The sequence below is a fragment of the Salinibacterium sp. SWN248 genome, from assembly GCF_015864575.1.
In the GTDB taxonomy this organism is placed as follows: Bacteria; Actinomycetota; Actinomycetes; order Actinomycetales; family Microbacteriaceae; genus Rhodoglobus.
In genome coordinates this window covers 1077794-1103914 of record NZ_JADYWW010000001.1, presented here as the reverse complement: position 1 = coordinate 1103914, position 26121 = coordinate 1077794, and the positions used below count along the sequence as shown (strand labels likewise).

At 61.4% G+C, this 26121-nt stretch carries 25 protein-coding genes; 10 read left to right on the top strand and 15 right to left on the bottom strand.

The genetic code is table 11. The annotated features are described in order from the left end of the window. Positions 1 to 3: 3 nt before the first annotated feature. Genes I6E73_RS05230 through I6E73_RS05210 form a run of 5 tightly spaced genes read right to left on the bottom strand, consistent with a single transcriptional unit; the run spans position 4 to position 5462 of the window. Positions 4 to 1536, bottom strand: coding sequence for a DUF2142 domain-containing protein (locus I6E73_RS05230; protein ID WP_231600562.1), 1533 nt, complete (start codon positions 1534 to 1536; stop codon positions 4 to 6). 47 nt (positions 1537 to 1583) lie between these two features. Beyond that, positions 1584 to 2939: a glycosyltransferase family 4 protein gene (locus I6E73_RS05225; protein WP_197123623.1), complete on the bottom strand. Its 1356-nt coding sequence runs from the start codon at positions 2937 to 2939 to the stop codon at positions 1584 to 1586. After that, entirely contained in the window at positions 2936 to 3805 is an 870-nt protein-coding gene (gene rfbA, locus I6E73_RS05220) for a glucose-1-phosphate thymidylyltransferase RfbA (RefSeq protein WP_197123621.1), read from the bottom strand. The genes I6E73_RS05225 and rfbA overlap by 4 nt, the downstream gene beginning before the upstream one ends. Then, on the bottom strand, positions 3805 to 4416 hold the full coding sequence (locus I6E73_RS05215) for a dTDP-4-dehydrorhamnose 3,5-epimerase family protein (RefSeq protein ID WP_197109607.1): 612 nt from the start codon (positions 4414 to 4416) through the stop codon (positions 3805 to 3807). The genes rfbA and I6E73_RS05215 overlap by 1 nt, the downstream gene beginning before the upstream one ends. 53 nt (positions 4417 to 4469) lie before the next feature. Continuing rightward, positions 4470 to 5462, bottom strand: a complete 993-nt coding sequence (locus I6E73_RS05210) for a glycosyltransferase family 2 protein (protein WP_197123619.1) — start codon at positions 5460 to 5462, stop codon at positions 4470 to 4472. 66 nt (positions 5463 to 5528) lie between these two features. Here I6E73_RS05210 and I6E73_RS05205 point away from each other — a divergent pair, with 66 nt between their 5' ends. Genes I6E73_RS05205 through I6E73_RS05185 form a run of 5 tightly spaced genes read left to right on the top strand, consistent with a single transcriptional unit; the run spans position 5529 to position 10474 of the window. Then, on the top strand, positions 5529 to 6467 hold the full coding sequence (locus tag I6E73_RS05205) for a glycosyltransferase family 2 protein (protein ID WP_197123617.1): 939 nt from the start codon (positions 5529 to 5531) through the stop codon (positions 6465 to 6467). Positions 6468 to 6502: 35 nt separating this feature from the next. Then, positions 6503 to 7516 (top strand): NAD(P)-dependent oxidoreductase, encoded by a 1014-nt coding sequence (locus I6E73_RS05200; RefSeq protein WP_197123615.1) that lies wholly within the window; start codon positions 6503 to 6505, stop codon positions 7514 to 7516. Next, positions 7513 to 8496 carry a dTDP-glucose 4,6-dehydratase gene (rfbB, locus tag I6E73_RS05195; protein WP_197106207.1) on the top strand — a complete coding sequence of 328 codons (984 nt, stop codon included), beginning with the start codon at positions 7513 to 7515 and terminating at the stop codon, positions 8494 to 8496. The genes I6E73_RS05200 and rfbB overlap by 4 nt, the downstream gene beginning before the upstream one ends. Then, the gene (gene rfbD, locus I6E73_RS05190; protein WP_197123613.1) at positions 8493 to 9347 is read left to right on the top strand and encodes a dTDP-4-dehydrorhamnose reductase; all 855 of its coding nucleotides are present in this window, start codon (positions 8493 to 8495) and stop codon (positions 9345 to 9347) included. Before rfbB ends, rfbD begins: the two co-directional genes overlap by 4 nt. Then, positions 9344 to 10474, top strand: coding sequence for a glycosyltransferase family 1 protein (locus I6E73_RS05185; protein WP_197123611.1), 1131 nt, complete (start codon positions 9344 to 9346; stop codon positions 10472 to 10474). Before rfbD ends, I6E73_RS05185 begins: the two co-directional genes overlap by 4 nt. A gap of 35 nt (positions 10475 to 10509) precedes the next feature. Here the strand turns inward: I6E73_RS05185 and I6E73_RS05180 are convergent, their stop codons facing one another. Genes I6E73_RS05180 through I6E73_RS05170 form a run of 3 tightly spaced genes read right to left on the bottom strand, consistent with a single transcriptional unit; the run spans position 10510 to position 13495 of the window. Next, positions 10510 to 11868 (bottom strand): LCP family protein, encoded by a 1359-nt coding sequence (locus I6E73_RS05180; protein ID WP_307784229.1) that lies wholly within the window; start codon positions 11866 to 11868, stop codon positions 10510 to 10512. Further along, positions 11865 to 12368 carry a 5-(carboxyamino)imidazole ribonucleotide mutase gene (purE, locus tag I6E73_RS05175; protein WP_197106210.1) on the bottom strand — a complete coding sequence of 168 codons (504 nt, stop codon included), beginning with the start codon at positions 12366 to 12368 and terminating at the stop codon, positions 11865 to 11867. The genes I6E73_RS05180 and purE overlap by 4 nt, the downstream gene beginning before the upstream one ends. An 8-nt stretch (positions 12369 to 12376) precedes the next feature. Beyond that, positions 12377 to 13495: a 5-(carboxyamino)imidazole ribonucleotide synthase gene (locus tag I6E73_RS05170; protein ID WP_197123609.1), complete on the bottom strand. Its 1119-nt coding sequence runs from the start codon at positions 13493 to 13495 to the stop codon at positions 12377 to 12379. 103 nt (positions 13496 to 13598) lie between these two features. On the opposite strand from I6E73_RS05170, the gene I6E73_RS05165 reads away from it, so the two are divergent. Continuing rightward, complete coding sequence (locus tag I6E73_RS05165) at positions 13599 to 14216, top strand: GtrA family protein (RefSeq protein ID WP_197123607.1); 618 nt, start codon at positions 13599 to 13601, stop codon at positions 14214 to 14216. On the opposite strand, the gene I6E73_RS05160 is transcribed toward I6E73_RS05165, so the two are convergent. From I6E73_RS05160 to I6E73_RS05150, 3 genes are all read right to left on the bottom strand, one after another. Continuing rightward, positions 14115 to 15416: a UDP-glucose/GDP-mannose dehydrogenase family protein gene (locus I6E73_RS05160; protein WP_197123605.1), complete on the bottom strand. Its 1302-nt coding sequence runs from the start codon at positions 15414 to 15416 to the stop codon at positions 14115 to 14117. The genes I6E73_RS05165 and I6E73_RS05160 overlap by 102 nt on opposite strands. 84 nt (positions 15417 to 15500) lie before the next feature. Continuing rightward, positions 15501 to 16040 carry a PH domain-containing protein gene (locus I6E73_RS05155; RefSeq protein WP_197123603.1) on the bottom strand — a complete coding sequence of 180 codons (540 nt, stop codon included), beginning with the start codon at positions 16038 to 16040 and terminating at the stop codon, positions 15501 to 15503. Between the two features lie 3 nt (positions 16041 to 16043). Then, positions 16044 to 16820, bottom strand: a complete 777-nt coding sequence (locus I6E73_RS05150) for a biotin--[acetyl-CoA-carboxylase] ligase (protein WP_197123601.1) — start codon at positions 16818 to 16820, stop codon at positions 16044 to 16046. A 152-nt stretch (positions 16821 to 16972) separates the two neighbouring features. Between I6E73_RS05150 and I6E73_RS05145 the strand changes: the two genes are divergently transcribed. Together I6E73_RS05145 and I6E73_RS14585 are read left to right on the top strand one after the other, a co-directional pair. Further along, on the top strand, positions 16973 to 18544 hold the full coding sequence (locus I6E73_RS05145) for an acyl-CoA carboxylase subunit beta (RefSeq protein ID WP_197125145.1): 1572 nt from the start codon (positions 16973 to 16975) through the stop codon (positions 18542 to 18544). Next, positions 18541 to 18777 carry an acyl-CoA carboxylase epsilon subunit gene (locus tag I6E73_RS14585; protein WP_197123599.1) on the top strand — a complete coding sequence of 79 codons (237 nt, stop codon included), beginning with the start codon at positions 18541 to 18543 and terminating at the stop codon, positions 18775 to 18777. Before I6E73_RS05145 ends, I6E73_RS14585 begins: the two co-directional genes overlap by 4 nt. Before the next feature lie 487 nt (positions 18778 to 19264). Here the strand turns inward: I6E73_RS14585 and I6E73_RS05135 are convergent, their stop codons facing one another. The 4 genes from I6E73_RS05135 to I6E73_RS05120 all read right to left on the bottom strand — a co-directional run bounded on the left by I6E73_RS05135 (position 19265) and on the right by I6E73_RS05120 (position 23614). After that, complete coding sequence (locus I6E73_RS05135) at positions 19265 to 20314, bottom strand: hypothetical protein (protein WP_307784227.1); 1050 nt, start codon at positions 20312 to 20314, stop codon at positions 19265 to 19267. Then, positions 20311 to 21600, bottom strand: coding sequence for a sensor histidine kinase (locus I6E73_RS05130; protein WP_197123597.1), 1290 nt, complete (start codon positions 21598 to 21600; stop codon positions 20311 to 20313). Before I6E73_RS05130 ends, I6E73_RS05135 begins: the two co-directional genes overlap by 4 nt. Continuing rightward, positions 21590 to 22300: a response regulator gene (locus tag I6E73_RS05125; protein ID WP_197123595.1), complete on the bottom strand. Its 711-nt coding sequence runs from the start codon at positions 22298 to 22300 to the stop codon at positions 21590 to 21592. The genes I6E73_RS05130 and I6E73_RS05125 overlap by 11 nt, the downstream gene beginning before the upstream one ends. An 81-nt stretch (positions 22301 to 22381) precedes the next feature. After that, a complete protein-coding gene (locus I6E73_RS05120; RefSeq protein ID WP_197123593.1) occupies positions 22382 to 23614 on the bottom strand; it encodes a class I SAM-dependent RNA methyltransferase in 1233 nt (410 codons plus the stop codon). Between the two features lie 21 nt (positions 23615 to 23635). Here I6E73_RS05120 and I6E73_RS05115 point away from each other — a divergent pair, with 21 nt between their 5' ends. Together I6E73_RS05115 and I6E73_RS05110 are read left to right on the top strand one after the other, a co-directional pair. Continuing rightward, complete coding sequence (locus I6E73_RS05115; protein WP_197123591.1) at positions 23636 to 24280, top strand: nucleoside triphosphate pyrophosphatase; 645 nt, start codon at positions 23636 to 23638, stop codon at positions 24278 to 24280. Positions 24281 to 24358: 78 nt separating this feature from the next. Beyond that, entirely contained in the window at positions 24359 to 26113 is a 1755-nt protein-coding gene (locus tag I6E73_RS05110; RefSeq protein ID WP_197123589.1) for a biotin carboxylase N-terminal domain-containing protein, read from the top strand. Positions 26114 to 26121: the final 8 nt, after the last annotated feature.

Below are 26121 nucleotides of genomic sequence, written 5' to 3'. Positions count from 1 at the left end.
ATCTCAGAGACCACTAACGACGCGCGGCGGTTCTGAATTGTTCACCGTCTCACCGCCATTTGCGGTGAGACGGGTGGCCCGGTGCGCGGGAAGTAACAGGGCAAGCGCCCCGGCGAAGCAGAGAGACCCGACGATCCAGGCAATGTTGGGCGTGATGATGAGATTCCACCACCACTCACGACCGGCATCGAGATCGGGGCTCAGCGCATCGATTCCCGTGACGTAACGACGCGTATTGAGATACAACGCAATGAATTGTGCTCCCGACAGGGCAACGACGATGAGCCACGTTTGCACGCGCGAGAGACGCACCTGCTGCGTCCCTCCAGTGAAGAATACGGCTCCGATGAAAACGACGATGAGAGGAAGGAGATAGCGCGGCTGGTAGTCATCGCCGACGTCCTTTCCTGAGAGCACAAGCAAAATTACGGGAATCAATGCCAGCGCAGTCGCCCCCACCACCACCACGAAAGACTTGCGCGCTGAACTCGCCCGCGCCGCAACAAACCCGGCACCGATTATTGCGGCAAGGCCACTCGCCCAGACCACTGCGGGCATTGATGTATCAAGCCATCCCAACCCCCACGACTGACCGAAGATGCCGGTCCAAATCGAGGGAACCTCCGTGAGGTTGTAGGCGATGCGCTGGACGATCGCACCGACCCCCAGCTGCTCGCCGAGACCGCTGGTCACAGCATCCGTCGACCTCGAAGCCCGAAACAGCAACGCACAGATAGCGAAGCCCACGAGCGGCAGAATCGACGACAGCCAGAATCGACGCGTGCGATGAGCAGACAAAAGCACTGCGGCGAAGGTAGCGATAATGAACAGAACCGTCGCGTCACTTCGAGAACCGGATGCCATCACAGCCCCCAGCAGATAGAGCGCGCCAAGCGCGACCCGCTTGCGCCCGCGCGCCTCGTAGAAGCCGAGCAGAGCGAGCCACCCATAGCCAACGCCCATGATGGCCCATGAGCTCGGATTGTTGGATGCGAGCACGAATAGCCCAAGTGGGACGGTCGTGAGTGCCCACTGCCAGATCAAAATTTGGCGGCGGTTGACGGGCAGGAGCAGATAGAGCGCAGTGCCTAGGCCAACGAAGAGAGCGATATTGACCAGTCGCATCACGAGCACGGAGGCGTGAACATCCGGGCCCACAAAAATGCTCATGGTGCCGTAGTAGACGACCGGGTAGCCGCCAGCAAAGTTGCCGCGCTCGGTTTCTTCAGTGGCACCAGCGGTGAAGTCGATGCGGTTCTGACAGCCGGCGCTCTTGTCAGCGTCGTACGCGAAGCAGGCCGGGTTAGCTACCGCCGGGGGAAGGAGCCTGGTGCCGGGGTCTCCGCTGGGAGCACAGTACTGAGAATCGCCGGTCGCGCACCAGATACTGGTGAGATGAAAGTCATCGTCGGGGCTCGCGCCAACTGGCGAGGAGAGTGCCCAAGCGGCGAGCGCGACGAACACCAGAAGGGGTGCCACGAACATCCCGAACTGACGGTGTGTTCGCGACAGCACAGAGCGCACGCCAGTCAACATTCGACAAAGCTAACGCCCCGAAGTCGGGAGAACGCTGTGAGAGAAAGCTAGCGACGCAGCCGCGCAACCGCCTTGCCCAGAGTCGCCTTCACGCCGGTATGGCGCAAGTGATGCCACGCCATCCGGAGGTCGTGCCGCAGGCCGTAGGGCTTGCGCACCTTGCCTCCGAGTGCAACCCCACGACGACGCGTTTCGGCGTGGTCTGCGGCGTGTTGCGGGTTCGCCACAAAATTCACCAAAGGCTCAAGGGTGCGCTTCCAGTAGAAGTCTTCACGAACGCGCGCGACGTTGCGCTTGCACTCGGCGATGAAGGCGTCGTCGTACAGCACCCGGTCGAGGGCTGCGGCGAGAGCATCCACGTCCCGGGCGGGAACGGTAAGACCAAGGCCCTCGGTCTCGATGAGATCAGCAAAGCTGTCGCCCTCGGTAACCACCATAGGCAGGCCAGCCCAGAGATAGTCGAGGATGCGAGTGCGGAACGAGAACGTGGTCTCAATATGCGACATGTGGGTACTGACGCCGGCATCCGCTTCGGTCAGATAATTTTGGCGGTCGGCATAGTCGACCCACTCCTCGTTGAAGAACACCGAGGTGTCGAGTGCGCCGAGTTCGCTCGCCAAATCGTGTGATTCGCGCACGATGCCCATCTGGTCGACTCCCGGATGCCGGGTGCCGAGAAAGTAGAGCTTGGCCGTGTCGCGAGTTTCAGCCAGCTTCGCGACGGCGCGGATCAGAGTCTTGGGGTCGAACCAGCTGTAGACGCCGCCGCCCCAGATCATGAGCTTGTCGTCGGCGTTGATGCCCGGCAGAACACCCTTGAGGGTGTTGCGCTCGTGGGCGGGTGGTGTGCCTTCGAGCCCGAACGGCACCACGCTGAGAAGGCCTTCGAGGTGCGGGTCATTTTCGTACGTAGTGGGACTGAGGCGCCCGAGGGCGGCCATCTGGCCGAAGTAGAACAGGCGTTGGCGTTCGGAGGCGCACATGAAGAAGTCGCCGAGCGCGAGCTGCTCGTTGAGCACCTCAGTAGCGGTCGTGACGCGAAGCTCCCACGTGGCACGCGCAAGTTCGCGTCCCTGCTCAAGCATTTCGAGATGCATGGGGTCGTAAATATCGACGACGGTGATCTTGTCTGTCGTACGCAACACCTCGAACTGGCGCATGGCGTGGCCTTGGAAGACCACAACATCGCACCACTGTTCGAGTTTCGCGAAGGCGTCGTTCTCCCCCGGCGTGACGAGCGTGAGCTCGAAGGGAGCATCCACCGGCTGAAGCTTGGTCGTCGTCATGAGCGTGACCTCGTTGCCCGCTTCGGCGAGCGCGAGAGCCATGTTCCACGAGCGAATCGCGGGGCCGGCCATCCGGGGACCGATTGGGTCACCCGTGATGATCAGTACGCGAGTCACTTCGTTGCCGCCAACAGTCCTTCGAGGTAAACGCCATACCCACTCTTGACGAGAGGGGCGGCGAGGGCGGCGAGCTGGTCATCCGAAATCCAGCCAGCGCGCCACGCGATCTCTTCGATGCAGCCGATCTTGTAGCCCTGGCGGTCTTCAATGACGCGCACGAATTCGGTGGCCTGAACCATCGACTCGAAGGTTCCGGTGTCGAGCCAGGCCGTACCACGGTCAAGCACGTTGACCTGCAGCTTGCCTTCACTGAGGTAGCGCTCATTGATGGTCGAGATTTCGAGTTCACCACGAGCACTCGGCGTGATCGACTTGGCGATCTCGATCACCGAGTTGTCGTAGAAGTAGAGGCCGGGCACCGCGTAGTTGCTCTTGGGCTCGAGCGGCTTCTCTTCGATCGACTGCGCGATGAAGTTCTCGTCGAATTCGACGACACCGTAGGCGCGCGGATTGCGCACGTGGTACGCGAAGATCAGCGAACCGTCGATGTCGTTGTGCTGGCGCAGGTTCGAACCGAGCCCCATGCCATGGAAAATGTTGTCGCCCAAGACGAGCGCGACCTTTTCGTCGCCAATGAACTCTTCGCCAATGATGAATGCCTGCGCGAGCCCGTCCGGCGAGGGCTGCACGGCATACGACAGTTCGATGCCGAGCTCGCTGCCATCGCCCAAGAGGCGCTGGAACTGGGCTTGGTCATCCGGAGTCGTGATGATCAAAATTTCGCGGATGCCCGCACTCATCAACGTCGACAAGGGGTAGTAGACCATCGGCTTGTCGTAGATGGGCATGAGCTGCTTGGAGATGCCCTTGGTGATGGGCCAGAGGCGCGTTCCACTACCGCCGGCCAGGATGATTCCGCGCATTAGTTGCGTTCCTTTCGGTTCGCCTCGTAGTACTCCTTGACGGCCGCGTACGACGGCAGTGAGCCATCGGCGAGGCGTTCGGCAAGGGTGGGCGCAATCTTATCTTTGGGCGAGAGAACGAGGTCACCGAGCTCGGGCGGGAAGACCAAGCCGATCTCCGGGTCGAGCACGTTGATGTCGTGTTCGGCTCCTGGCTTGTACACGTCGCTTACGAGGTAGGTGAGAGTGGCGTCGTCAGTGAGCGCGATGAACGCGTGGCCAAGACCCTCAGCAACATAAACGGCACGACGGTCGACGGTGTCGAGGATGACCGAGTCCCACTGGCCAAAGGTCGGCGACCCTTCGCGGATATCGACAACGAAATCGATGCCGCGGCCGTGCGTGACCGTGACGTACTTGCCTTGCCCGGGAGGAACATCCGCATAGTGGATGCCCCGCACAACGCCACGCTGAGAGACCGAAGTATTGGCCTGCCGAAGGTCGAGCGGGTGCCCCACTACCTCTTCAAGCTTGTCGAAGCGGTACCACTCCAAGAAAACGCCGCGGTCGTCAGCGAATTGTTTGGGGGTGATTTCGTAGGAATCAGGCACCGAGAGTTCACGTATCTGCACACCCGGAATCCTACCCGGCGAGCCTTAGCGGGCGGTTCAGGATGCTCAGAGAGTTAGTCGACGGGCTGAAGAACGTCACGTACGGCGTCGAGCGGGCCACGCGAGTAGCGGCCGTACTGGCCGGCAACGAAGGCGCGGGCCACGGAAGGAATACGACGCAGCCGCCCTTCCGGCAGCGCATTGCGCATGCGTTCGTGCTCCAGCTTGGCCAGTGCGCGATTCACCTTGTCATCGCTGACGCGTGCTCCGAGCCGCTGTAAACGATCGACCAGCACGGTCATATTCGTTTCTAGACGGGCGTTGCGGTCACGCCGAGGCTCCATCATGCGCCCGAATTTTCCGGCGAGCGAGAGCTTCGTCGCGCCAATCTGGTTCGATCCGTGTTGCCGGTAGTCGATCGTGGGTTGCTCGACGAAGTCTGTTGACGCCACGGCTGCCGCGATGATGCCGAGCCATTCGTCGTGAACCCACGACGGCGGGAATGGCGCCGCGAACTCGACGAGGCTACGACGAAAAACGGTGCAGGCGCCCGTGACCAGGTTGCGGCGCAGCATCACCGAGAACGCGTCGCCTGCATGGATGCTCGCCACTTCGCCACTGCTCACTCCGAGCGCTCCCGACAGCGTGTGCCCGAGCGGGGCTCCCCCACCATCAACGAGACGCGCGTCGCTGTGAATGAGCGCCACGGCCGGATGCGCCACAAACTCGGCCGCAAAAAGCGCGAGCCGGCCCGCGTGCCAGACGTCATCCTGATCGCTCAACGCAATGAGGTCGCCCGTGCACGCGCGGATCGCTTGTTCGAAGTTTTTGGTCACGCCGAGGGGTGGGGTGTTTTCGAACACCGTGAGCTGCACCGCGGGATAGCGGGCTGCAACCTCGCGAACGCGAACAATCGTATCATCGAGTGAGGCGTCATCCGACACGACTAATTGCGTCGGCCCAGGCTGCTGCTCGAGGATGCTGACGAGCTGTTCTTCGATATACGCGGCACCATTGTGGGTGCACAGAGCCACCGAGATGCTGGGGGTGGACTCGGGCGCGCTCATGGCTCCAGCTTAAGGCGCAGCGTCTTCCGTCGCGCGCAGCGCCAAGCCAACTATCATTGGTGAGTTATGCCTGCCGATCTCACCCCTGGGGTGCTCCCCCGCGTCGCTGTACTGCTGGCGACCCACAACGGTCGTCGCTGGCTTCCCGAGCAGCTCGATAGTGTGCTCGCTCAAGAGGGTGTTGAGGTCGAAATCTTCGCCCGCGATGACGCCTCGACCGATGGCACCGCCGAGTGGTTGGTCGACCGCGCCGCTTCCGAGCCACGCCTGACCGTCATCCCGAGTGATGGTGCTTCGGGCAGTGCCGCCGCGAACTTCTACCGCCTCGTGCAACTTTCCCCCGCTGACCGCGAGTTCTACGCATTCTGCGATCAAGACGATATTTGGATCCCGACGAAACTTGCGACCCACGTGCGCTTGAGCCAAGAGTTGGGTGCCGACGGAGTCTCCTCAAACGTCACGTCGTTCACTGCCGAGGGCGAACGCAGCCTCGTCAAGAAGGATTTTCCGCAGCGCCGCTTTGACTACCTGCTTGAGAGCCCCGGCCCCGGCTCCACCTTTCTGATGTCGAACCGCCTCGTTGCGGTCACGCGTGAGCTGCTCGATGCTGCCGACGCCGCCCCGCTGCCGCAGTATCACGACTGGTTGCTCTACGTTGTGGCCCGCGCCAAGGGCTGGACCTGGCACATCGATGCGGTACCCACCGTGGAATATCGCCAACATGACGCCAACGTCATGGGCGCCAACGTCGGTGCGCGTTCCGCATTCTCCCGTCTAGCACTCGTGCGAGAGCAGTGGCACCGCGGTCAAGCACGACTCTTGGCCGGCATCGCGCTCCGTGTGGCTGACGATGCTCATCGACCCGAAATCGAGCGGATGAGTGAGCTCGTCGAGAAACGAAACCTGCGTGCCCGCTTTGCTCTCGCTCGCCGCGCGTCACAACTCAGGCGACGCCCAAGAGATCAGTGGATAATTGCGCTGTTGATCAGCACGGGTGTCTGGTGAACAAAAAATCTGTCGCAAAGAGAGAAAACAACATTATGAAGATTCTCGTCGTCGGCGGTAGTGGCTTTATCGGCACTCGCCTGCTCGAAACCCTGCACGAACAGGGCCACACATTCACCAACTTTGACCGCCAGGTTTCCGCGCTCTTTCCTGAACAGTCCGTTACCGGAGACGTGCGCTCGGCGGATGAACTCACGACCGCCAGTGTTGGTCACGACGCAATCATCAATCTTGCCGCCGAACACCGCGACGATGTCTCCCCACTGAGCCTCTACACCGAGGTGAATGTCGGCGGAGCGCACGCTCTCATTGCTGCTGCCGAAGCCAACGACATCCGTCGTATCGTTTTCACCAGCACCGTTGCAATTTATGGCCTCGACAAGAATGACGCGGCCGAAGACTCCGTGCCAGAACCGTTTAATGAATACGGCCGCTCCAAGTTGGCCGCCGAAGGCGTGTTCAGTGCTTGGGCGAACGCGGATGCCTCACGCTCGTTGGCTATTGTGCGTCCCTCTGTCGTTTTCGGCGAGGGCAACCGTGGCAACGTCTACAACCTCGCCAAGCAAGTCTCGTCTGGCCGCTTCATCATGGTCGGCAAGGGCGACAACAAGAAGTCGATGTCGTATGTCGGCAACATCGTGGGCTACATCGCGAGCCGGCTGGATGCCCCCACCGGCATCGAGATCCGAAACTTCGCAGACAAGCCCGACCTCTCCACCAAGGAACTCATCTCGATCCTGCGCGACGAAATGAACGTGCACGCCGCCAGCGGCCTTCGTTTGCCGCTCCCCTTGGGGATAGCTGCGGGCTATGTTTTCGATGCTGCGGCTAAAATCACCCGACGCACGTTTCCGATCAGCGCGGTGCGTATTCGCAAGTTTGCGGCCGACACGACAGTGAACACCGATCGCTTGCGCAGCTCCGGCTATACCGCGACGTACTCCTTGCAGGATGCACTCAAGCGCACGCTTGCTTCGGAGTTCCCCCACACGGGTGCTGCGGCATCCACCACCGGCTCCACGCCCTCGAACGACAGGAACCCTTCATGAAGCTTCTCGTGACCGGCGGCGCCGGATTCATTGGCTCGAACTTTGTTCGCCGCACCCTTCAGGATGAGTACCCCGGGCTCGCTGGCGCCGATGTTGTGGTGCTCGATGCCCTCACCTATTCCGGCAACCTAGAAAATCTTGCTCCCGTCGCCGATTCCCCTCGCTTCAGCTTCGTCGAGGGCGACATTCGTGATGCCGACCTTCTTGACACTCTTCTCGGCGACATCGACGCGATCGTTCACTTCGCTGCCGAGTCCCACGTCGATCGCTCGGTGCGCGATGCGAGCGCATTCGTCGAGACCAACGTTCTTGGCACCCAACGCCTGCTCGACGCTGCACTCCGCGCGAAGACGCCTCGATTCGTTCATGTGTCGACGGATGAGGTCTACGGCTCGATTGCCGAAGGTTCATGGGATGAACTCCAGCCGCTCGAGCCCAACTCCCCGTATTCCGCGTCGAAAGCGGGCAGCGATTTGTTGGCGCGCAGCTACTACCGCACGCACGGTCTCAACGTGTCGATCACACGGTGCTCGAACAACTACGGCCCGTATCACTTCCCTGAAAAGTTGATCCCGCTGTTCGTCACAAACTTGATCGACGGCAAGCACGTGCCTCTCTACGGTGAGGGCAACAACATCCGTGACTGGCTGCATGTCGACGACCACTGCCGCGGCATCGCGCTCGTCGTCACTGGCGGCCGCGCAGGTGAAATTTACAACATTGGCGGCGGCACTGAGCTCACCAATAAGGAGCTCACTCAGATGATGCTCGACCACACCGGCACAGACTGGTCGTCGGTTGATCGCGTTGAGGACCGCCTCGGCCACGATCTGCGCTACAGCGTCGATATTTCCAAGATCCAGTCAGAGCTCGGCTACGCACCCCAAGTGCCGTTCGAACAGGGCCTCGCTGACGTTGTGCAGTGGTACCGGGATAACCGCCAGTGGTGGGAACCCCTCAAGGAAAAGGCTGCGTTGTGACCCGAATTGCTGTTGTCGGTGCGGGCGGAATGCTCGGCACCGACCTCATGCTCGCTCTCGCGCAGCACGATGCAACCGGTTTCACGCGAGCCGAACTCGACATCACCGATGCTGCCGCAGCCCTCGATGTACTGGGCGGATTCGATGTCATCATCAACGCGTCCGCATACACCCGGGTGGATGACGCTGAAACTGACGAAGAGAACGCTCACCTCGTCAACGCTGTCGGCCCCCACAACCTCGCCCTCGCCGCGGCAGCGCACGGAGCACGCCTCGTGCAGCTCTCCACGGATTACGTGTTCGACGGCACGGCTACCGAGCCCTACGCGGAAGACGCGGTTAGGCATCCGGTATCGGCGTACGGTCGCACGAAGGCGGCCGGCGAGTTGCTCGCACTCGAGCACAACCCCGGTCGCACGGCAATCGTGCGCACGGCATGGCTGTATGGCAAGAACGGCTCCAGCTTTCCGCGCACCATGCTGAAGCTGGCCGCTGACCGCGACACTCTTGAGGTAGTCAACGATCAGCACGGCCAACCCACGTGGACGGGCGATCTCGCCGCTCAACTTGTTACTCTCGTCGACGCTGGCACACCCGCTGGCATCTTCCACGGCACCAACTCGGGCCGCGCTAGCTGGTTCGATCTTGCTCAAGCCGTATTCGTCTGTGCTGGGCTCGATCCTGATAGGGTCAAGCCGACCGACAGTTCAGCTTTCACGCGGCCTGCTCCGCGACCGGGCTTCTCTGTTTTGGGTCACCATGCATGGCTCGATGCGGGGATTGATCCGATGCGTGATTGGAAGCAGGCCCTTAAAGCCGCCTTTGAATCAGGAGCGTTGACTGCCGAATGACCACTCTCCGCGTCATCATCGATGAGATGCTCTCGCCGACCCCCGGCAGTGTTGCCCGGTACACCGAAGAGTTGACTCGAGAACTCATCAACGTCGCCCCCGCCAACTGCACGGTTGAAGCGTTCGTCTCAGCGTCGACCGAGACCGAGTATGACCTCATCGCTGACCGCCTCCCCAATTTGGCGAAACTGCACAAAAGTGCCCTCAGTCGCCGAGAGCTGCGCGCGTCGTGGCATCACGGTTTCACGAAGATTCCCGGCCACGGAATGCTGCATGCCCCCAGCCTGATGGCTCCGTTACGCCGCCACGACCGCCTTAACCGTGGCGAACAAATCGCCGTCACCGTGCATGACGTTGTCGCCTGGACGCGTCCCGAATCTCTCGGCAGCAGGCAAGCCGGGTGGGCCCGCGCGATGCTCAAGCGCGCAGAAAAGTATGCCGACGCGATCGTGGTGCCCAGCCACACCGTCGCGCAGCAACTCGAAGGAATCGCCAACTTTGGCGACCGCGTGCGCGTGATCAGCGGTGCAGCAAGCGCAAGCCTGCGCATTCCCGAGAACATCGACGAACGCGCCAACGAACTCGACCTCCCGCAGCGATTCTTGCTGGCGATCGGTGGCCTCGACCCGCACCGCGGAATCGACCACCTCATCCGGGGCCTCCGAGAAATCGATGAGGACGTTGTGCTGCTTCTGGTGGGCCCTGAGCCCGACGACGAAAGCATCGCCGAGTTTCTCGCCGCCGAAAAGATCAGCCCCGAACGTGTTCGTGGCATGGGAACCGTGAGCAACGACGATCTTTCGGTCATTTTCGACCACGCCGCGGCCTTCATTTACCCCAATCTCGATGTCGGCTTCGGCATGCCCGTGCTTGAAGCGCTCTCTTTCGGCATCCCGGTCGTACATTCCGATGCGCCCGCTCTGCTCGAACTCGCCGCCGATGCGGGAGTAGTTATCGAGCGCGAACCAGCCGAGGGATACCCCGAAGCTCTCGCCGAGGGAATCAATCGAGTGCTCAACGATGCCCCCTTCGCTGAGCGCTTGTTCTACGCCGGCCAGGACCGCGCGCGGGCCTTCAGCTGGCGCATGTCAGCCGAGAAGGTCTGGCAGCTCCACGCTGACCTCTAAGGGCCGCACAACACGACGCCGCTGAGTAGCGCTCGCTACTCGGCGCCTTCCTCAGGCACGCTCGAGGTGGTGACACCGGCAACGAGTTCGCGCACGTACTCGAAGTCGGGGTATTCGGGGTCGATGTCGTTGGCAGGAACCAACTCGAGCGAACCGATCGGCAGCGAGCGCGTCTTAGAGGCCAGGTTCACGAAGTAGCCCAGACTTCCCTGCGGAATATCGGTCGTGACGACCTGCGAACTCGCCGACGCGATGGCCTGAAACTTGGTGAGCACATTCGACGGCGTGAACTGCTCGACGACTGCCTGCTGCAACTGACGCTGGCGTTCCATCCGGTCGTAATCGGTGGTGTCGTGGCGCGAGCGGGCGTACCAGAGGGCGTGATAGCCGTCCATGACCTGCACGCCAGCGGGGATCCATTCGGCAACGATCGTGAATTCCGCATCCGCATGAATCGGCACGGCCTCTTCGACATTGATCGTGACTCCGCCGAGTGAATCGATAAGGTCTGAGAAGCCCTGCATATCGATGAGGGCGTAGTACTGGATGCTGAGACCGGTGATGCCTTCGACAGCGTCTCGCATTGCTTCGATTCCGGGCGTGCTGCCGTTCGCTACGGCATCCGGATATAACTCAGGGGTGTTAAGTTCAACTTCGGTGTAGACCGAGTTCAACAGACACACGTCGACGTCGCAGCCGTAGACTCCGTAGCCGTCTGGATACTTAGCCGCCAGCGGCGACCCCTCAACGAACGGGATGCGTTCCATGTTGCGGGGCAAACCGATCAGTACCGCTTCGCCGGTTTCGGCGTCGATGCTCGCGAGGGTGATGCTGTCAGGTCGAAGCCCGTCGCGGTCTGCTCCGGCGTCTCCGCCGAGCAAGAGAATGTTGTAGCGCCCATCGATGGGTTCTTTGGTCGGCGCTGCGACGAAGACATCACTCAAGAAAGTGCTCGCCGTGGTCGCGACATAGGCGCCGTAGCCTGCGGTCCCGGCGATGGCGACGAGCACGAGCGCGCTGAAGGCGGCAACGATCGCGCGGCCACTCGGTGTCGCGCGGCCAAGTCCAGAAATACTCCACGCGTTGAGAGTCAGCACGATCCACAACACGGCATAAAAGACGAGGACCAGCGCAATCGCCCAGAGACCGATCGTGCTGCTGCCGATCGTAAAGAGAGTGCCCGGTGACGCTACCGAGAGCACAAGCCCCACCACTACCAGCAACACAAAGATCAAGCTGGCGACGACACCAAAGCGCCCAAGTTTGCGGTTTCCGGCCAACAATTGGGCCGAACCGGGAATGAGAATGTTGAGCCCGAGCAACCACCACGCGCGCTTCGTCATCGTCGCCGCTGAGCGATCGGCGGGCTGACGAAGGGAACTTGTTGCGCTCACAGGCTCGCGTTCAATGCAGCGTTTTTCTCAGCCACCATGGCTTCAAGCCCGGCAGCGTAGTCCGCAAGCTTCGTCGTGAGTTCGGCATCGCCTGAACCAAGAATGCGAGCGGCGAGGATGCCCGCATTGCGCGCTCCACCAATGGACACCGTGGCGACCGGGATGCCGGCCGGCATTTGAACGATGGACAACAGCGAATCCATGCCATCAAGACGCGACAACGGAACGGGAACGCCGATCACCGGCAGCGTCGTTACCGAAGCGAGCATGCCAGGAAGGTGAGCTGCCCCACCCGCACCGGCAATAATCACCCGGATGCCGCGACTAGCAGCCTCTTTGCCGAACGCAATCATCTTCTCAGCACTGCGGTGCGCCGAAACCACACTGACCTCGTGCTCGATCCCGAAGTCCTTAAGCGCCGCCGAAGCGTCGACCATGACCTTCCAGTCGGAGTCTGATCCCATTACGACAGCTACTTGCGGTTGAGTCACGGAACCCATGCTAGGTCTCAATCCTTCAGAAATGCTGCTGCGGCACGCGCCCGGTACATGACGTCGTCGAGGTCGTCGCCACTCACATTCACGTGCCCCACCTTGCGGCCGGGGCGCGGCGCTTTGCCGTATTCGTGGAACTTTGCTGTCGGTTGGTTGGCGAGAGCAAGCGGGTAACGCTCAGCGATAGTGCCCGAAGTGGGGCCGCCGAGAACGTTGATCATGACCGTCCACGGTGAGCGGGCGGCTGTCGAGCCGAGCGGAAGATCGAGCACGGCACGCACGTGCTGTTCGAATTGGCTCGTGACCGCGCCATCCATCGTCCAGTGTCCGCTGTTGTGCGGGCGCATTGCGAGTTCGTTGATGAGCAATTCACCGTCGGTCGTTTCGAAGAGCTCTACGGCAAGCACACCCGTGACGCCGAGTTTCTCGGCGACCGCGCGAGCAATGGCGGCGGCGGCTTCGGAGAGGGACGCTTGTGCTCGGGGAGCGGGAGCAATCACTTCGGCACAGACGCCATCGAGCTGGATGGACTCCACGAGAGGCCAGAGCGCTACTTCTCCGCTGGGGCTTCGAGCAGCCAGTTGGGCAAGCTCGCGAGTGAACGAGACAAGTTCTTCGGCCAGCAGCGGGTTGCCGGCTTCGAACCAGTCAGCCACCTCGGAGGCGGCGGCCACGATGCGGACGCCCTTGCCGTCGTATCCGCCACGCGGTGTCTTCACGATGACGCGACCACCGTTTTCCGCAATAAACGTGTCGAGCTCGGCTGCGTTCGAGACACTGGCCCAGACAGGAACCGGCAGCCCCAGGCGCGTCAGCTCCTGGCGCATCAGAATCTTGTCTTGAGCAACAGCGAGCGGAGCGGGCCCCGGATGCACGGCGACGCCAGCCTCCACGAGAGCAGCAAGCACATCCTGAGGCACGTGCTCGTGGTCGAAGGTGATCACATCAACGTCGTGGGCAAACTCTAGGACCGTCGCGGCATCCGTGTAATCGCCGACCGCTGTGGCGGCGAGGGAGGCCGACATTCCTTCGGTCTCTGCCAGTACGCGCAGCTCGAAACCGAGCTCGATGGCACGCGGGATCATCATTCTGGCCAACTGGCCTCCGCCAATGACGCCGACGATAGGTCGCATTCAAGACTCCTGCACTATCTAGGATGATGCCCAGTTTCGGGCTTAGGTTGGCGGGTTAGACTTCCAACCGCCCTGCCCCATTCTTGTCTACTGGAGAGATCACATGCGAAAGCTGCTCGGCCAGTTTCTACGTTTCGGCGTAGTGGGCCTCGGTGGGCTTGTGATCGATGTCGCAGTATTCAATCTGTTGCGGCTCACAATTCTCTCACCTGATGTGCTGCACGAAGGCCCTGTGGTCGCCAAAGTGATTTCCACCACTCTCGCCATCGGCGCGAACTGGATCGGTAACCGTCGCTGGACATTCGCCACGACCGGCCGCACTGGCGCCACGCGCGAGGGTGCTGAGTTCGCGGTAGTGAGCGTCGCCGGAATGGGAATCGGCCTACTGTGCCTGTGGGTGTCGCACTACGTGCTCGACTTCACGTCGCTGCTCGCCGATAACATCGCGACCAACGTCGTCGGTCTCGCTCTCGGTGCGGTATTCCGTTTTGCGCTCTACCGCTGGTGGGTATTCAGCCCCAGCCGCGGTGTTCTTGCTGCCGAGCACGCCGCCGCGCAGTCAGCACGAGCCGCAACCCATGCCGCTCACATCGCAGTGGATGCCGCGGCAGACGCCGCGCTAGGGACGACCGAGCGCGCGGTAGGTCCAGCCGGCCTCTCGCCACTGCACCGGGTCCAGGCAGTTTCGCCCATCGAGGATCGCGCGCACCGAAACGATTGAGTCAAGAGTGCTCGGATCAATGGCACGGTACTCGCGCCATTCGGTGAGCACGAGAACGACATCGGCATCCTTCGCCGCTTCTTCCACGGTCTCGACGTAGTCAAGACCGGGACGTACTCGACGCGAGGTTTCGATTGCTTGAGGGTCAGTGGCCCGCACGTGAGCACCCAGCTCCGCGAGCTTGGCTGCAACATCGAGCGCTGGTGAATCACGAACGTCATCGGAATCAGGCTTGAAAGCGAGCCCCAAGACGGCGACTCGTGCGCCCTTGATCGTTCCGCCAAGCACTTCGCGGCACAGATCAACCATGCGCTCGCGTCGGCGAAGATTGATCGCGTCGACCTCGCCCAAGAAGCTGAGGGCATCGCCAGCACCGAGCTCTGACGCGCGCGCCATGAAAGCACGGATGTCCTTCGGCAGGCAGCCACCGCCGAAACCGAGACCGGCGTTCAAGAAACGACGACCGATGCGCTGGTCGTGCCCGATGGCGTCAGCAAGCTGAGTGACATCGGCACCGACAACTTCGGCCACTTCAGCCATCGCGTTGATGAACGAAATTTTGGTGGCGAGGAACGCGTTCGCTGCGACCTTAACGAGTTCCGCTGTTGCAAAGTCCGTGATGATTCGGGGGGTATCGCGCTCCAAGATAGAGGCATATGCCTCGTCGAGAACATTCGCTGCAAACTCGTCGCCGTCACGAACGCCGTAAACGAGTCGATCGGGTGCAATCGTGTCTTGCACGGCGAAGCCTTCACGCAAGAACTCTGGATTCCACGCGAGGCGTGCGCCGGTGGCTTCAACCAGATCGGCCAGTCGCTGGGCAGTGCCCACGGGAACAGTCGATTTGCCCACGACAACGTGACCCGGGCCGATGAACGGCAGCAATGCGTCGAAGGCTGCATCGACGAAACGCAGATCGGCCGCGTTCGAATCGGCCATCTGCGGTGTTCCCACCGCGACAAAATGCACGAGTGCATCGCCAGCGCGAGACATCTCCGTTGAGAACTCGAGCGAGCCAGCGGCAACGGTCTCGCTCAGCAACTCCGGCAATCCGGGTTCATAGAAAGGAGCTAGTCCTTGCGACAGTGACGCGACTTTTGCCGCATCAATGTCGATACCGACAACCTCATGACCAAGCTTTGCCATCGATGCCGCGTGAACGGCGCCCAAATACCCACAACCGATTACAGAAATCTTCACGCCGGGCAGCCTATCTGATGAGAGTTGACGCCGAGTAACTTGCTCACGCGGATGCCGCGCCAACGTCGCCGGAAAGGCTGCGCTTTAGCGGGTTCCCCACACGGCGGTCTCGTCTGACGCCTGCGATTCTTCCCGCTGCCGACGCAGCGAAACCACGTTTTGGTTGTTCTCCATAAGGTCGTGCAGAGCTGCTTGCGTGAGCGCGACAGAGGGAATGTCGCGCAGCACGACGGGGTGATCGTGACCGGCGTTGATGAGCAGATCACCGCTGCCGAACATCCGCTGAATCCAGGACTGACGCACCGTGACGTCGTAGCCACGACTGTGCAGCAACTCTTGCCGGATGCGCACAAAGACTCCACTCGAGAGCACCACGCGCCGCGTCGTGATCGTGTAATTGCGGGCAAGCCAGCCAAAGAAGGGCAAGAACCACGCCACGACAATGAGGAGCAGCCCAGCGGTGAGGAGCGCGAGATTCTGCCAATCCTCCGGGAAACTGCCGAAGAAATAGCCGAGAGCACCCGCCGTCGCCACGAAAACGATGCCCGGGAACGCCAGTGCACGCGCGTGAGAGCGAACGCGGGCAACAATAGCCTCACGCTGAACGCTCATCTCATTCGGCATAGATCATTCATACCGCAGGTGAGTGACGTCGCCGGCCGCGACGTGCTGCAGCAGGCCGTTCGCATCATCCTTAACCACGAGTTGGCCCTTATCGTCGACGGTTTCGGCCGTTCCAAAGATTCGGGCGCCGCCAGGCAACTCCACACGCACTCGACGACCGATAGTTCCGCACTCGGCCCGCACGGCATCCGCGACACCGCTTCGTACCGGATCGAGTCCAGCAGCAATAAATTGTTCGACAAGTTGGGCGAGTTCGGCCAAGTAGCGACTCAGCGCCTCATCGAAGCTGGGCTCGGCGCCTTCCAACACGAGAGAAGTGGCGACGGATGTCGGCAGCTCGTCGCGCTCGATGGTGAGATTCAGTCCCGCTCCCACGATCACTCCGGTGCCGCCCGCCACGAGTTCCGAGAGCAACCCCGACACTTTCAGACCCTCGATCTGCACGTCATTGGGCCATTTGAGGGTCACCTCGCGGTCAGTGACGAAGCTGCGCACGGCGCGGGCCATCGCCAGCCCGCCGATGAGGGGCATCCACGACAGTGCTTCAATGGGCGCATTTTCGGGCGCCACCAGCACGGAAACGGCGAATGTTTTTCCCGGAGGGGCCACCCATTCTCGCCCCAAGCGTCCGCGACCGGCCGTCTGATTGGTGGTCACGAGAGCCGAAAGGTGTTCAGTCTCGCCCCGGGCGGCGCGCGCCAAGAGTTCTTGGTTGGTCGAGCCGATTTCATCAACATGCTCAAGCAGCGGCAGAACGGCGGTACTCAATGGCAAGTGCATCGCTTCAGCGTAGAGCGCCGAAGCGCCTGCGGATGCCGTCTCTAGTGTTTCCTCAATGAAACCGGCCTAAAACTTGTGGGTTCCGCCAACCACACAAGCACGGGATGGGTGGGTAAAGTGACACAGTGACCGAAGACAACTCGACTCCAGACATGTTCACGACCGCCGGCCGGATCGCCGATCTCAAGAACCGCTACCACGAAGCCGTAACTGCCAGCGGTGACGCGGCCATTGAAAAGCAGCACGCCAAGGGCAAGATGACCGCCCGAGAGCGCATCGAGCAGTTGCTCGACCACGGCTCGTTCGTGGAACTCGACGAGTTCGTTCGCCACCGCACCCACGCGTTCGGCATGGAAAAGAAGCGTCCATACGGTGACGCTGTCGTCACGGGTGTCGGCACCATCCACGGCCGCCAAGTTGCCGTGTATGCCCAAGACTTCACGATCTTCGGCGGTTCGCTCGGTGAGGTTGCCGGCGAAAAGATCATCAAGGTCATGGATCACGCCATGAAGACCGGCGTTCCGATCATCGGCATGCTCGACTCCGGTGGAGCTCGCATCCAGGAGGGTGTTGTTGCTCTCGGCAAGTACGGCGAGATTTTCCGCCGCAACACTCAGGCTTCGGGTGTCATCCCCCAGATCTCGATCATCATGGGCCCGGCCGCCGGTGGCGCCGTGTACTCCCCCGCGCTCACCGACTTTGTGATCATGGTCGACAAGACCAGCCAAATGTTTGTGACCGGCCCCGACGTCATCAAGACCGTTACGGGTGAAGACGTCGGCATGGAAGAGCTCGGCGGCGCGCTCACCCACAACAAGGTTTCGGGCGTTGCCCACTACCTGGCGAGCGATGAAGAGGATGCTCTCGACTACGCCCGCACCCTCGTCGGTTTCTTGCCCGACAACAACCTCTCGGATGCTCCCATCTACGAGAGTGAAGTTGAGTTGGAAATCACGGATGAGGATCGCAAGCTCAACGCGATCATTCCCGACAGCCCCAACCAGCCCTATGACGTGAAGACGATTATCGAGCACATCGTCGACAACGGCGATTTCCTTGAAACCCAGCCTCTCTTCGCCCCCAACATCGTGGTCGGTTTCGGTCGCGTTGAAGGCCGCTCGGTGGGCATCGTCGCCAACCAGCCGCAGGCTATGGCCGGAACCCTCAATATCGAGGCTGGCGAGAAGGCTTCGCGCTTCGTTCGTTTCTGCGACGCGTTCAGCATCCCGATCCTCACTCTCGTCGACGTTCCCGGTTACCTGCCGGGCACCGATCAGGAGTGGACCGGCGTTATTCGCCGTGGCGCCAAGCTCCTCTACGCCTACGCCGAAGCAACAGTGCCGCTCGTCACCGTCATCACTCGCAAGGCGTACGGCGGGGCCTACATCGTCATGGGCTCCAAGCAATTGGGTGCCGACCTCAACTACGCATGGCCGACCGCGGAGATCGCCGTCATGGGTGGCCAAGGCGCCGTCAACATCCTGTACCGCGGTGAGATCAAGGCCGCGGAGGCTGCTGGTGAGGATGTCGCAGCCGTGCGCACTCGCTTGGCCAACGAGTACACCTACAACGTTGCTAGCCCGTTCCTCGCGGCCGAGCGCGGAGAGCTCGATGGAGTCATCGAACCCGCTGCCACTCGCGTGCAGGTCGTCAAGGCACTGCGCGCACTGCGCACCAAACGCGCGAGCATGCCGCCCAAGAAGCACGGAAACATTCCGCTGTGACCGGCAAGCACACGCAGGACGAGCCGGCCGACATCCGCATCGTCTCGCGCAACGTCACGACAGAGGAGGCCGCAGCAGTTACGGCGGTCGTTCGTGCCGCCCTGCTCGAGTCCGCAGAACTTGCAGGAGCCGATGAGATGGCCCCGATCACGGCATGGGCCCGCAGCCAACGACCGATTCGGCAACCGCTCACTCCCGGTCCTGGGGCATGGAAGGCGAGCGCTCGCCGCTAGCGACGGCGCTTTTGCACCGCCTTTTGACGAAAACATGTGGTTTCGTAGTCGTACCCCGTTCGCGGGGTGCGGATTTCGTCGAAAACTGTAAATTAGGGCCACTTTGTCACCTGAATTGACGAATTGTCCCCCGAGAGTCCCCCTAAAAACCGACTTTGTTAGTTGTTTGCATGATGCAGAATATTAACTGCTAGGTGGATCTCCATAGGAGTTACACCGCCAAAGATTGGCCGACTAGGGTAAGCGGGCCAATTCTTTGGGGGCGGATCAGGACGGTATTCGGGTTATCGTCCTGATCCGGGTTCTAGCGAAGGACCGGAGAAGTGCTTCTTATAGCCACTCCGGTCCTTCCGCCTTTAACCAGTCGGCCCACCGCCAGCACACGCACCACGCAGAGCCTTCAGCGGGGCTCTCCGGCGTTAGAACCACGTTTGAGCACACGACAACGCGCTCAGCCCGCCACACGCAGAGGGCGCGACCAGTGCCGCTAGACGCTGATGCTGTCGACGCGCGGGATCTCGAGCCAGATGTCAACGACATCCTCTTCGAGTGAATCCAGACCGAGAGCGCTTGATTCGCCATCGCCGGCGCTGTGCAACCCCACCACCGTAATCGCGACATCCGATCCCTCAGGAACGGTGCGCGCAATCACCTTGTCTGCGCTCGTCGACTGGATCGCTTGCGCAAGGCGGTTGAGCACCCGATCGAGGTCCTCATCTGACAGGTCGTCAATCCCGCCCTCATCGAGCAGGGTCACCGTGGCTCCACGGCGACGAGCGATCATCACTTGGTCGCGCACGGCATCGTTCAGGAGTTTGCGACCGCGAATCTCATCGCGGATGGCTCCCTCAAGGTTGAGGCACTCTCGGCGTTCGGCTTCCGACAAATCACCGTCGGTTTCCCGAATTCGTTCGAGCATGTCGAGCGCCATCATTCCGGTCTGCTCGAGCCGGAATTGCCGTTCGTGCACGTGGGCATCTTGCGCCGCCTGCCAGTCGGTCGCTTCCTGCTCAGCGAGAACGAACCGCTGAGCATCCTTGGATGCCTTCGCCAGTCCACTCGAGAGCACGTGCGAGACAGCAACCCAGGACGCGCTTCCGATGATGCCCAGGCTGAAGAGACCAGCTGGCCCAACGGGGCCAAGGCTAAACGTGTGTGCCACGAGAAACCCGATGCCTAACCAGGCGAAGGTGTGGCGCCCACGGGTCGAGGTGATCGTCAACAGGGTTCCGCTCGCGGCGACGTACCACGTTGCGTAACCGGTGCCACCCTCGCGAGTGAAGTCGAGCTCGTTGGCGACGAGCAGTGAGATCGCGACGACGGTGGCGAAGTTGAAGGTCGCCATCCAGACGGGCATCCGCACGGGGCCCCACGGCAACAGGCTGACGATCGTAGCCACACCGTAAAGAACCATGGCAACGTAGATCGGACCGGGTGTGTCAGGGATATCGATCGTGTAGTTCGCCAAAACAATGTGGTACGCCGAGAAGAGCGCCGCCATGCCGACGATCAGGTAGCGAGGGACTCCGATGTTCACAGCTCATCCCCCTGGGCGTCGTTCTCGATCGTGCGCACGCTTTCAGTATTTACTTCGTCACTGCGATTGCCGTGCGGCCACTGGATGCAGATTTGTGTTCCCGCACCGGGAACCGAGGCAATAGCCGTTCGACCACCGGCATTCGCCACTCGTTCCACAATCGATACCCGAACCCCGAGACGTTCTTGCGGCACATAGTCCAGATCGAATCCCGCCCCGGTATCGGTGACAAGAACTTCGATGCCATTGCCTTCAAGACCGCGCACCTCGACACTGCGCTGAATGTCAGAGCCGCCCGCGTGCTGGATGCTGTTCATCATTGCCTGCACCGCAGCAGAGTGGACTGCTTCTGCCGCGACCATAGGGAGCGAGCGAGCGCCAACGCTGCGAACGGCGCACGTGAAATTAGAGGCGAGCAGTTCTGCCGAGGTGACGACCCGTTGTGCAAGATCAGTGGCCTGCACGGTTGAGATGTCGTCGGGCGACGTTGCCGCGGCTTCACGCAAATGGCCAATTGCATTGCCGGCCATGACTGCCGCGAGCCGCTCAGCTTCGGGTGTGTAGGCGCGAGCCGCTGAGATGAGCGTCGTGAGCACACTGTCGTGAACGATTGAGTCCACCTGCACGCGTTCCACTTCTGTAGCGTGCTGGCGCACAGCATTGCCGTACCGCGATAGCGCCGTCGCTTGCGCACTATCGACGTTGGATGCTGCCTGCCGAAGCATCGTGACGATAATCATGATCGCGCTGCCGAGAATGAGGGCGTAGAACGTTTCGAGCACTGCAAGTTGCCACGGCGCCCCACCGCCCACTGGGAGAATGCGCACGATGAGGTACACCAACGGCGCAGCAAAGAGGTAGATCGTAGCAAGCACTCGGCTGAACGAAATTGCTGCCATGGCCGTCGCTACCGTGATGAGGTAGTTGAGCCAATGGATTCCGCTGAAGACTTCCACGCCAGGGATCACCGTGAACGGCCAACTCAGCAGAGCAAGAAAGTAGATCACGGCGAACGTACCGTGCGCCGCACGCACTGCTTTGTTGGCAAACGAGGCAACGACAACCACGATGAGCATTCCGAACAACGCCGGAACAAAAATCAGCAACCACCACGGCTGGGCTTCGCTCGTTTGGGCGAGTAGCCACGGCAGCGTTTGGGCGCCAAAGACCAGGCCAATAACGGCCACGGAACGCGAAATAACCCGCTCAACCTGTTTGCGGCTGATCGGGTTTCGCGGCTGCTTTGCCGTCGGCGCGGGTCGCGCCACCGCCAGGCTAGTGGCCATCGCCGCCTTCAGAATCGAGTCCCGGCAGGATGCCGTCTTCGACTGCGCGGCGCAATAGATCTACCTTGGTGGGCGCTGGGCGTCCGACCTCGACGTACTTGACACGAATGCGGTCGAGGTATTCGCGAGCGGTTGAGTAACCGATGCCGAGCTGCTGGGCTGCAAGCTTGAGCGGCAGTCCCGAGGCGTAGAGGTGCAGGATTTCACGCTCGCGGCGACCGAGTTGTGCTTTGGAGAAGTCGCGGTCGGCGTCAATAGCGGTGGCCCATTCAAGATTGTTGAGCACCTCTCCGCGGGCGACGGTTGCAGCGGCGGCGAGCACGGTCTTGGTAGCCGACGACTTAGGGATCACTCCGGCGGCGCCGGCAGCAAGCGCTTCTCGCACGCTGGCGACTCGGTCAGCGATGCTGTGCACGAGCACGGCGGAGCCAGTGGCCTGAACATTCTTGACGTTGTCGGTGACGGTCGAGCCATCACCGAGTGACAGGTCGAGCACAACGACATCGACTTCACGGCCGTTGAGGCCTTCTACAAGTTCTTTCACGGTTGCTGCGGCGAGAACGAAGTCGTATCCCTCGTCAATAAAGGCAGCCTTGAGGCCCAATCGCACTGATTCGTGGTCATCGACGACAGCGACGGTGATATTGCGCTGGGCACTCTCACTGGGCGTTTCTGTCCCGGATGGTTCTGTCTGGGCCATGTGGCGTCCTCCTGAGTTTCTGTCCCCCATAGTAGTGCGAGAGAGCGCGAACATGCGGCTTTGTCAGCCCAACACACTGAGCTAGTTACGTGTGAACGTTCCCACAGCCTCGACATGGTGAGTGTGCGGGAAGAGATCGAACGCTCGAACTCCCGAGAGTTCGTAGCCGCGCTCGGAGAAGAAGGCAACATCCCGCGCGAAGGCGACAGGGTCACACGCAACATACACAATTTGCGCAGGGCGCGCCTTGGCAACGAGGTCGACAACTTCCCGACCAGCACCCGACCGCGGCGGGTCGAGAATGATCGTGGAGCGTTCCAGACGGTCACGCTCAACAGCCGTAGCTTCTTTGAGGTGCTGACGCAGCCACCGGTCAACGCGGCCAGTTTCGGCATGGGCGCCCAACCAGTCCGAGAGATTATTGGCGGCGTGATCGGTTGCCGACGACTCGGCTTCGACGGTAGTGATCTTGGTCGTTGGACCAAATTTGTCGCCCACCGCGGCGGCGAACAGCCCGACTCCCCCATACAAATCGAGGTTGGATGCCGCAGGGTCAAACAGAGCGGGATCGATCGCGTCTTGCACGGCAGACGTCAGCATCGCGGCAGCGCCGTGGTGCACTTGCCAGAATCCGGAATCGAGCAGTGTGAATTCGCGCTCCCCCACAGTTTCGGTGATGACCTGCGGCTTCTGCTTACCCATGATCAGGCGAACTCCGCCCGAGCTGGGATTCAGGATGTCTACGCGCTCGAAGCCATCAAAGTTTTCACCGAGCGGTGCACCGGCAGAGAGCTCTGGAGTGGCGAGCGGCAGGTCGGCGACCGAGATAACGCGGTGCGAACGGGCCGCGAACGGGCCAACATTTCCGTGTTCGTCAACGTGCAGGCTGACGCGGGTGCGCCATCCGAGTCCCTTGCGTTCATCGTCACCGGGAACGGCTTCGACGACGGGCGCGAGCATGACTTTGGCCATGCGCTCGAGCGATTCGTGGAGAATCTGTGCCTTGAGCACACGCTGATGACCGAGCTCGATGTGGCCAAACTCGGCGCCACCGGCGCGATTGTCGGGGTCGCGGTCAACACTCGAGGCTGACCACACATGCTCTTGGCGGTACTCACTCGGCGTGACGACCTTCACCGTTTCGGCGCGCCAGAACGACTTCTTGTTGTCGTCGGTAATGCGCGCTTGCACGCGTTCACCCGGGATCGCGTCGGAGACGAACACGACACGGCCGTCGTGCCGCGCCACACTGACACCCCCGTGCGCAATGTTGGTAACGTCTACTTCGATCATTTCGCCAAGCAATTCACCCATCCCTTGAGCATAGGAGCCTTTGTGCGCCTTTATCTTGCGTCCACCTCTCCTGCGCGACTCGCAACCCTGCGCGCGGCGGGCGTCGACCCCGTGCTTTTGGCCTCTGGCGTCGACGAAGAAGCGGTTGCTGCTGCAGCCCCTGGCCCGCTCGATGGCCCCGGACTTGTTGAGTTGTTGGCCCGCGCCAAGGCGGAAGCTGTCGTTGGTGCTCTCGTCAACGGCGCCCCTATCGATGGCTTCATTCTTGGCGGAGATTCTGCTTTTGAATTGGATGGCGAATTATTCGGAAAGCCACATGAACCCGAGATTGCTCGACAACGGTGGCTCGCTCAGCGCGGCCGCACCGGAGTATTGCATTCCGGGCACTGGCTCATTGATCACCGTGGAGGCCAGCTTGGTCGCGCAACCGGTGCTGTCTCCAGCGCAAGCGTGAGCTTCGCCGCCAATATTTCGGATGCCGAAATCGATGCCTACGTCGCTACCGGAGAGCCGCTGAAAGTTGCCGGCTCGTTCACTATCGACAGCCTCGGCGCCGCTTTCATCGAGAGCATCGAGGGTGATCCGCACGCTGTCGTGGGACTCTCGGTGTCGTTGGTGCGCCAGCTCATGCGTGAGTTTGACGCCGAGTGGACGGATCTCTGGAACATCGATCGGCCTTCTCTGTAGGCATTCACAGTGCTTGTCCCATATTTTTGTGCGCTTCACCCCAAGGCTTCGGCCGTCATCCCCATAAGCTAGGTCACTATGGCTCGTATTACGAAGGTTCTCATCGCCAACCGCGGAGAGATCGCCGTTCGCGTTATCCGCGCGGCTAAAGACAGTGGCATCGGTTCAGTGGCGGTCTACGCCGATCAGGACCGGGATGCTCGGCACGTGAAGCTCGCCGACGAGGCGTATGCCCTCGAGGGCTCCACGAGCGCTGAGACGTATCTCGTGATCGACAAGATTTTATCGATCGCTCGCCGTTCTGGTGCGGACGCCATTCACCCCGGCTATGGCTTCTTGGCCGAGAACGCCGAGTTTGCTCGCGCCGTCATCGACGCTGGCATCATTTGGATCGGCCCCTCACCCGATGCCATCGAGAAGCTGGGCGACAAGGTTTCCGCCCGCCACATTGCGGAGAAGGTCGGCGCACCGCTCGCTCCCGGAACGCTGAACCCGGTGACGGGCGCAGCTGAGGTTCTCGACTTTGTCGATCTTCACGGCCTTCCCGTTGCCATCAAGGCAGCATTCGGCGGCGGCGGTCGTGGCCTCAAGGTTGCCCGCACTCGCGAAGAGATCCCCGAACTGTTCGATTCCGCTACCCGCGAGGCTGTCGCCGCGTTCGGTCGCGGCGAGTGCTTCGTCGAGAAGTACCTCGACCAGCCGCGCCACGTTGAAACTCAGTGTCTTGCGGATGCTCACGGCAACGTCGTCGTGATCTCGACTCGCGACTGCTCGCTGCAGCGTCGCCACCAGAAGCTTGTGGAAGAAGCGCCGGCCCCGTTCCTGAGCGATGAGCAGAATAAAGCCCTCTACGAATCGTCCAAAGCGATCCTGCGCGAGGTCGGCTACCTCGGTGCCGGCACGTGTGAGTTCTTGGTCGCCAAGGACGGCACAATCTCGTTCCTCGAAGTGAACACTCGCCTCCAGGTCGAACACCCCGTCTCCGAAGAAGTGACGGGCATCGACCTCGTGCGGGAGCAGTTCCGCATCGCTGAAGGCGGAGTTCTCGACTACGACGATCCCATCCCGCGCGGTCACTCCTTCGAGTTCCGCATCAATGGTGAGGATGCCGGACTCAACTTCATGCCCTCCCCCGGCCCCGTGCACGTTCTGCGCATGCCTGGCGGCCCTGGCATCCGCGTCGACAGCGGTGTCACGACCGGCGACGAGATCAGTGGAGCCTTCGACTCCCTGCTCGCCAAGCTCATCGTTACCGGCTCCAGCCGCGAGGATGCTCTCGAGCGTTCACGCCGCGCCCTCGACGAGTTCGAGGTTGCTGGTCTCCCGACGGTGCTTCCGTTCCACCGCAAGATCGTTCGCGATCCTGCGTTCACGAGCGAACCGTTTACCATCTACACACGCTGGATCGAGACCGAGTTCGACAACGACATTGAGCCGTGGACCGGATCACTCGCTGACGAGACGCCTGCTGTAGCTCGCCACAACGTGGTCGTTGAGGTCAACGGCAAGCGTGTCGAAGTGAACCTCCCCTCGAAACTGGTACCGAGCACCTCGACCGGCGCAACGCTCTCAGCCGCTCCGAAACGTCGTGCAGCATCCAGCGTCAACACCATCACGGGCGACTCGGTCAAGGCCCCGATGCAGGCAACGATCGTGAAGGTCGCGGTTGCCGAGGGCGACAAGGTCGTCAAGGGCGACCTCATCCTCGTGCTTGAAGCCATGAAGATGGAGCAGCCACTCGTCGCTCACAAAGATGGCGTTATCGCGACGATGAACGCCAGTGTCGGCCTCACGGTGTCCTCGGGTCATTTGCTCCTGAACATCGCCGACTAGGAACTCAG

Bases quoted from the DNA above. Each gene is read 5' to 3' on its own strand.
- rfbA (WP_197123621.1), bottom strand. From the start codon at position 3,805: ATGCGCGGAATCATCCTGGCCGGCGGTAGTGGAACGCGCCTCTGGCCC.
- I6E73_RS05125 (WP_197123595.1), bottom strand. From the start codon at position 22,300: ATGGCCCAGACAGAACCATCCGGGACAGAAACGCCCAGTGAGAGTGCC.
- I6E73_RS05200 (WP_197123615.1), top strand. From the start codon at position 6,503: ATGAAGATTCTCGTCGTCGGCGGTAGTGGCTTTATCGGCACTCGCCTG.
- I6E73_RS05170 (WP_197123609.1), bottom strand. From the start codon at position 13,495: ATGCGACCTATCGTCGGCGTCATTGGCGGAGGCCAGTTGGCCAGAATG.
- I6E73_RS05165 (WP_197123607.1), top strand. From the start codon at position 13,599: ATGCGAAAGCTGCTCGGCCAGTTTCTACGTTTCGGCGTAGTGGGCCTC.
- I6E73_RS05145 (WP_197125145.1), top strand. From the start codon at position 16,973: ATGTTCACGACCGCCGGCCGGATCGCCGATCTCAAGAACCGCTACCAC.
- I6E73_RS05110 (WP_197123589.1), top strand. From the start codon at position 24,359: ATGGCTCGTATTACGAAGGTTCTCATCGCCAACCGCGGAGAGATCGCC.
- I6E73_RS05155 (WP_197123603.1), bottom strand. From the start codon at position 16,040: ATGCCGAATGAGATGAGCGTTCAGCGTGAGGCTATTGTTGCCCGCGTT.
- I6E73_RS05130 (WP_197123597.1), bottom strand. From the start codon at position 21,600: ATGGCCACTAGCCTGGCGGTGGCGCGACCCGCGCCGACGGCAAAGCAG.
- I6E73_RS05150 (WP_197123601.1), bottom strand. From the start codon at position 16,820: ATGCACTTGCCATTGAGTACCGCCGTTCTGCCGCTGCTTGAGCATGTT.
- I6E73_RS05120 (WP_197123593.1), bottom strand. From the start codon at position 23,614: ATGGGTGAATTGCTTGGCGAAATGATCGAAGTAGACGTTACCAACATT.
- rfbB (WP_197106207.1), top strand. From the start codon at position 7,513: ATGAAGCTTCTCGTGACCGGCGGCGCCGGATTCATTGGCTCGAACTTT.
- I6E73_RS05205 (WP_197123617.1), top strand. From the start codon at position 5,529: ATGCCTGCCGATCTCACCCCTGGGGTGCTCCCCCGCGTCGCTGTACTG.
- I6E73_RS05210 (WP_197123619.1), bottom strand. From the start codon at position 5,462: ATGAGCGCGCCCGAGTCCACCCCCAGCATCTCGGTGGCTCTGTGCACC.
- I6E73_RS05230 (WP_231600562.1), bottom strand. From the start codon at position 1,536: ATGTTGACTGGCGTGCGCTCTGTGCTGTCGCGAACACACCGTCAGTTC.
- I6E73_RS05185 (WP_197123611.1), top strand. From the start codon at position 9,344: ATGACCACTCTCCGCGTCATCATCGATGAGATGCTCTCGCCGACCCCC.
- purE (WP_197106210.1), bottom strand. From the start codon at position 12,368: ATGGGTTCCGTGACTCAACCGCAAGTAGCTGTCGTAATGGGATCAGAC.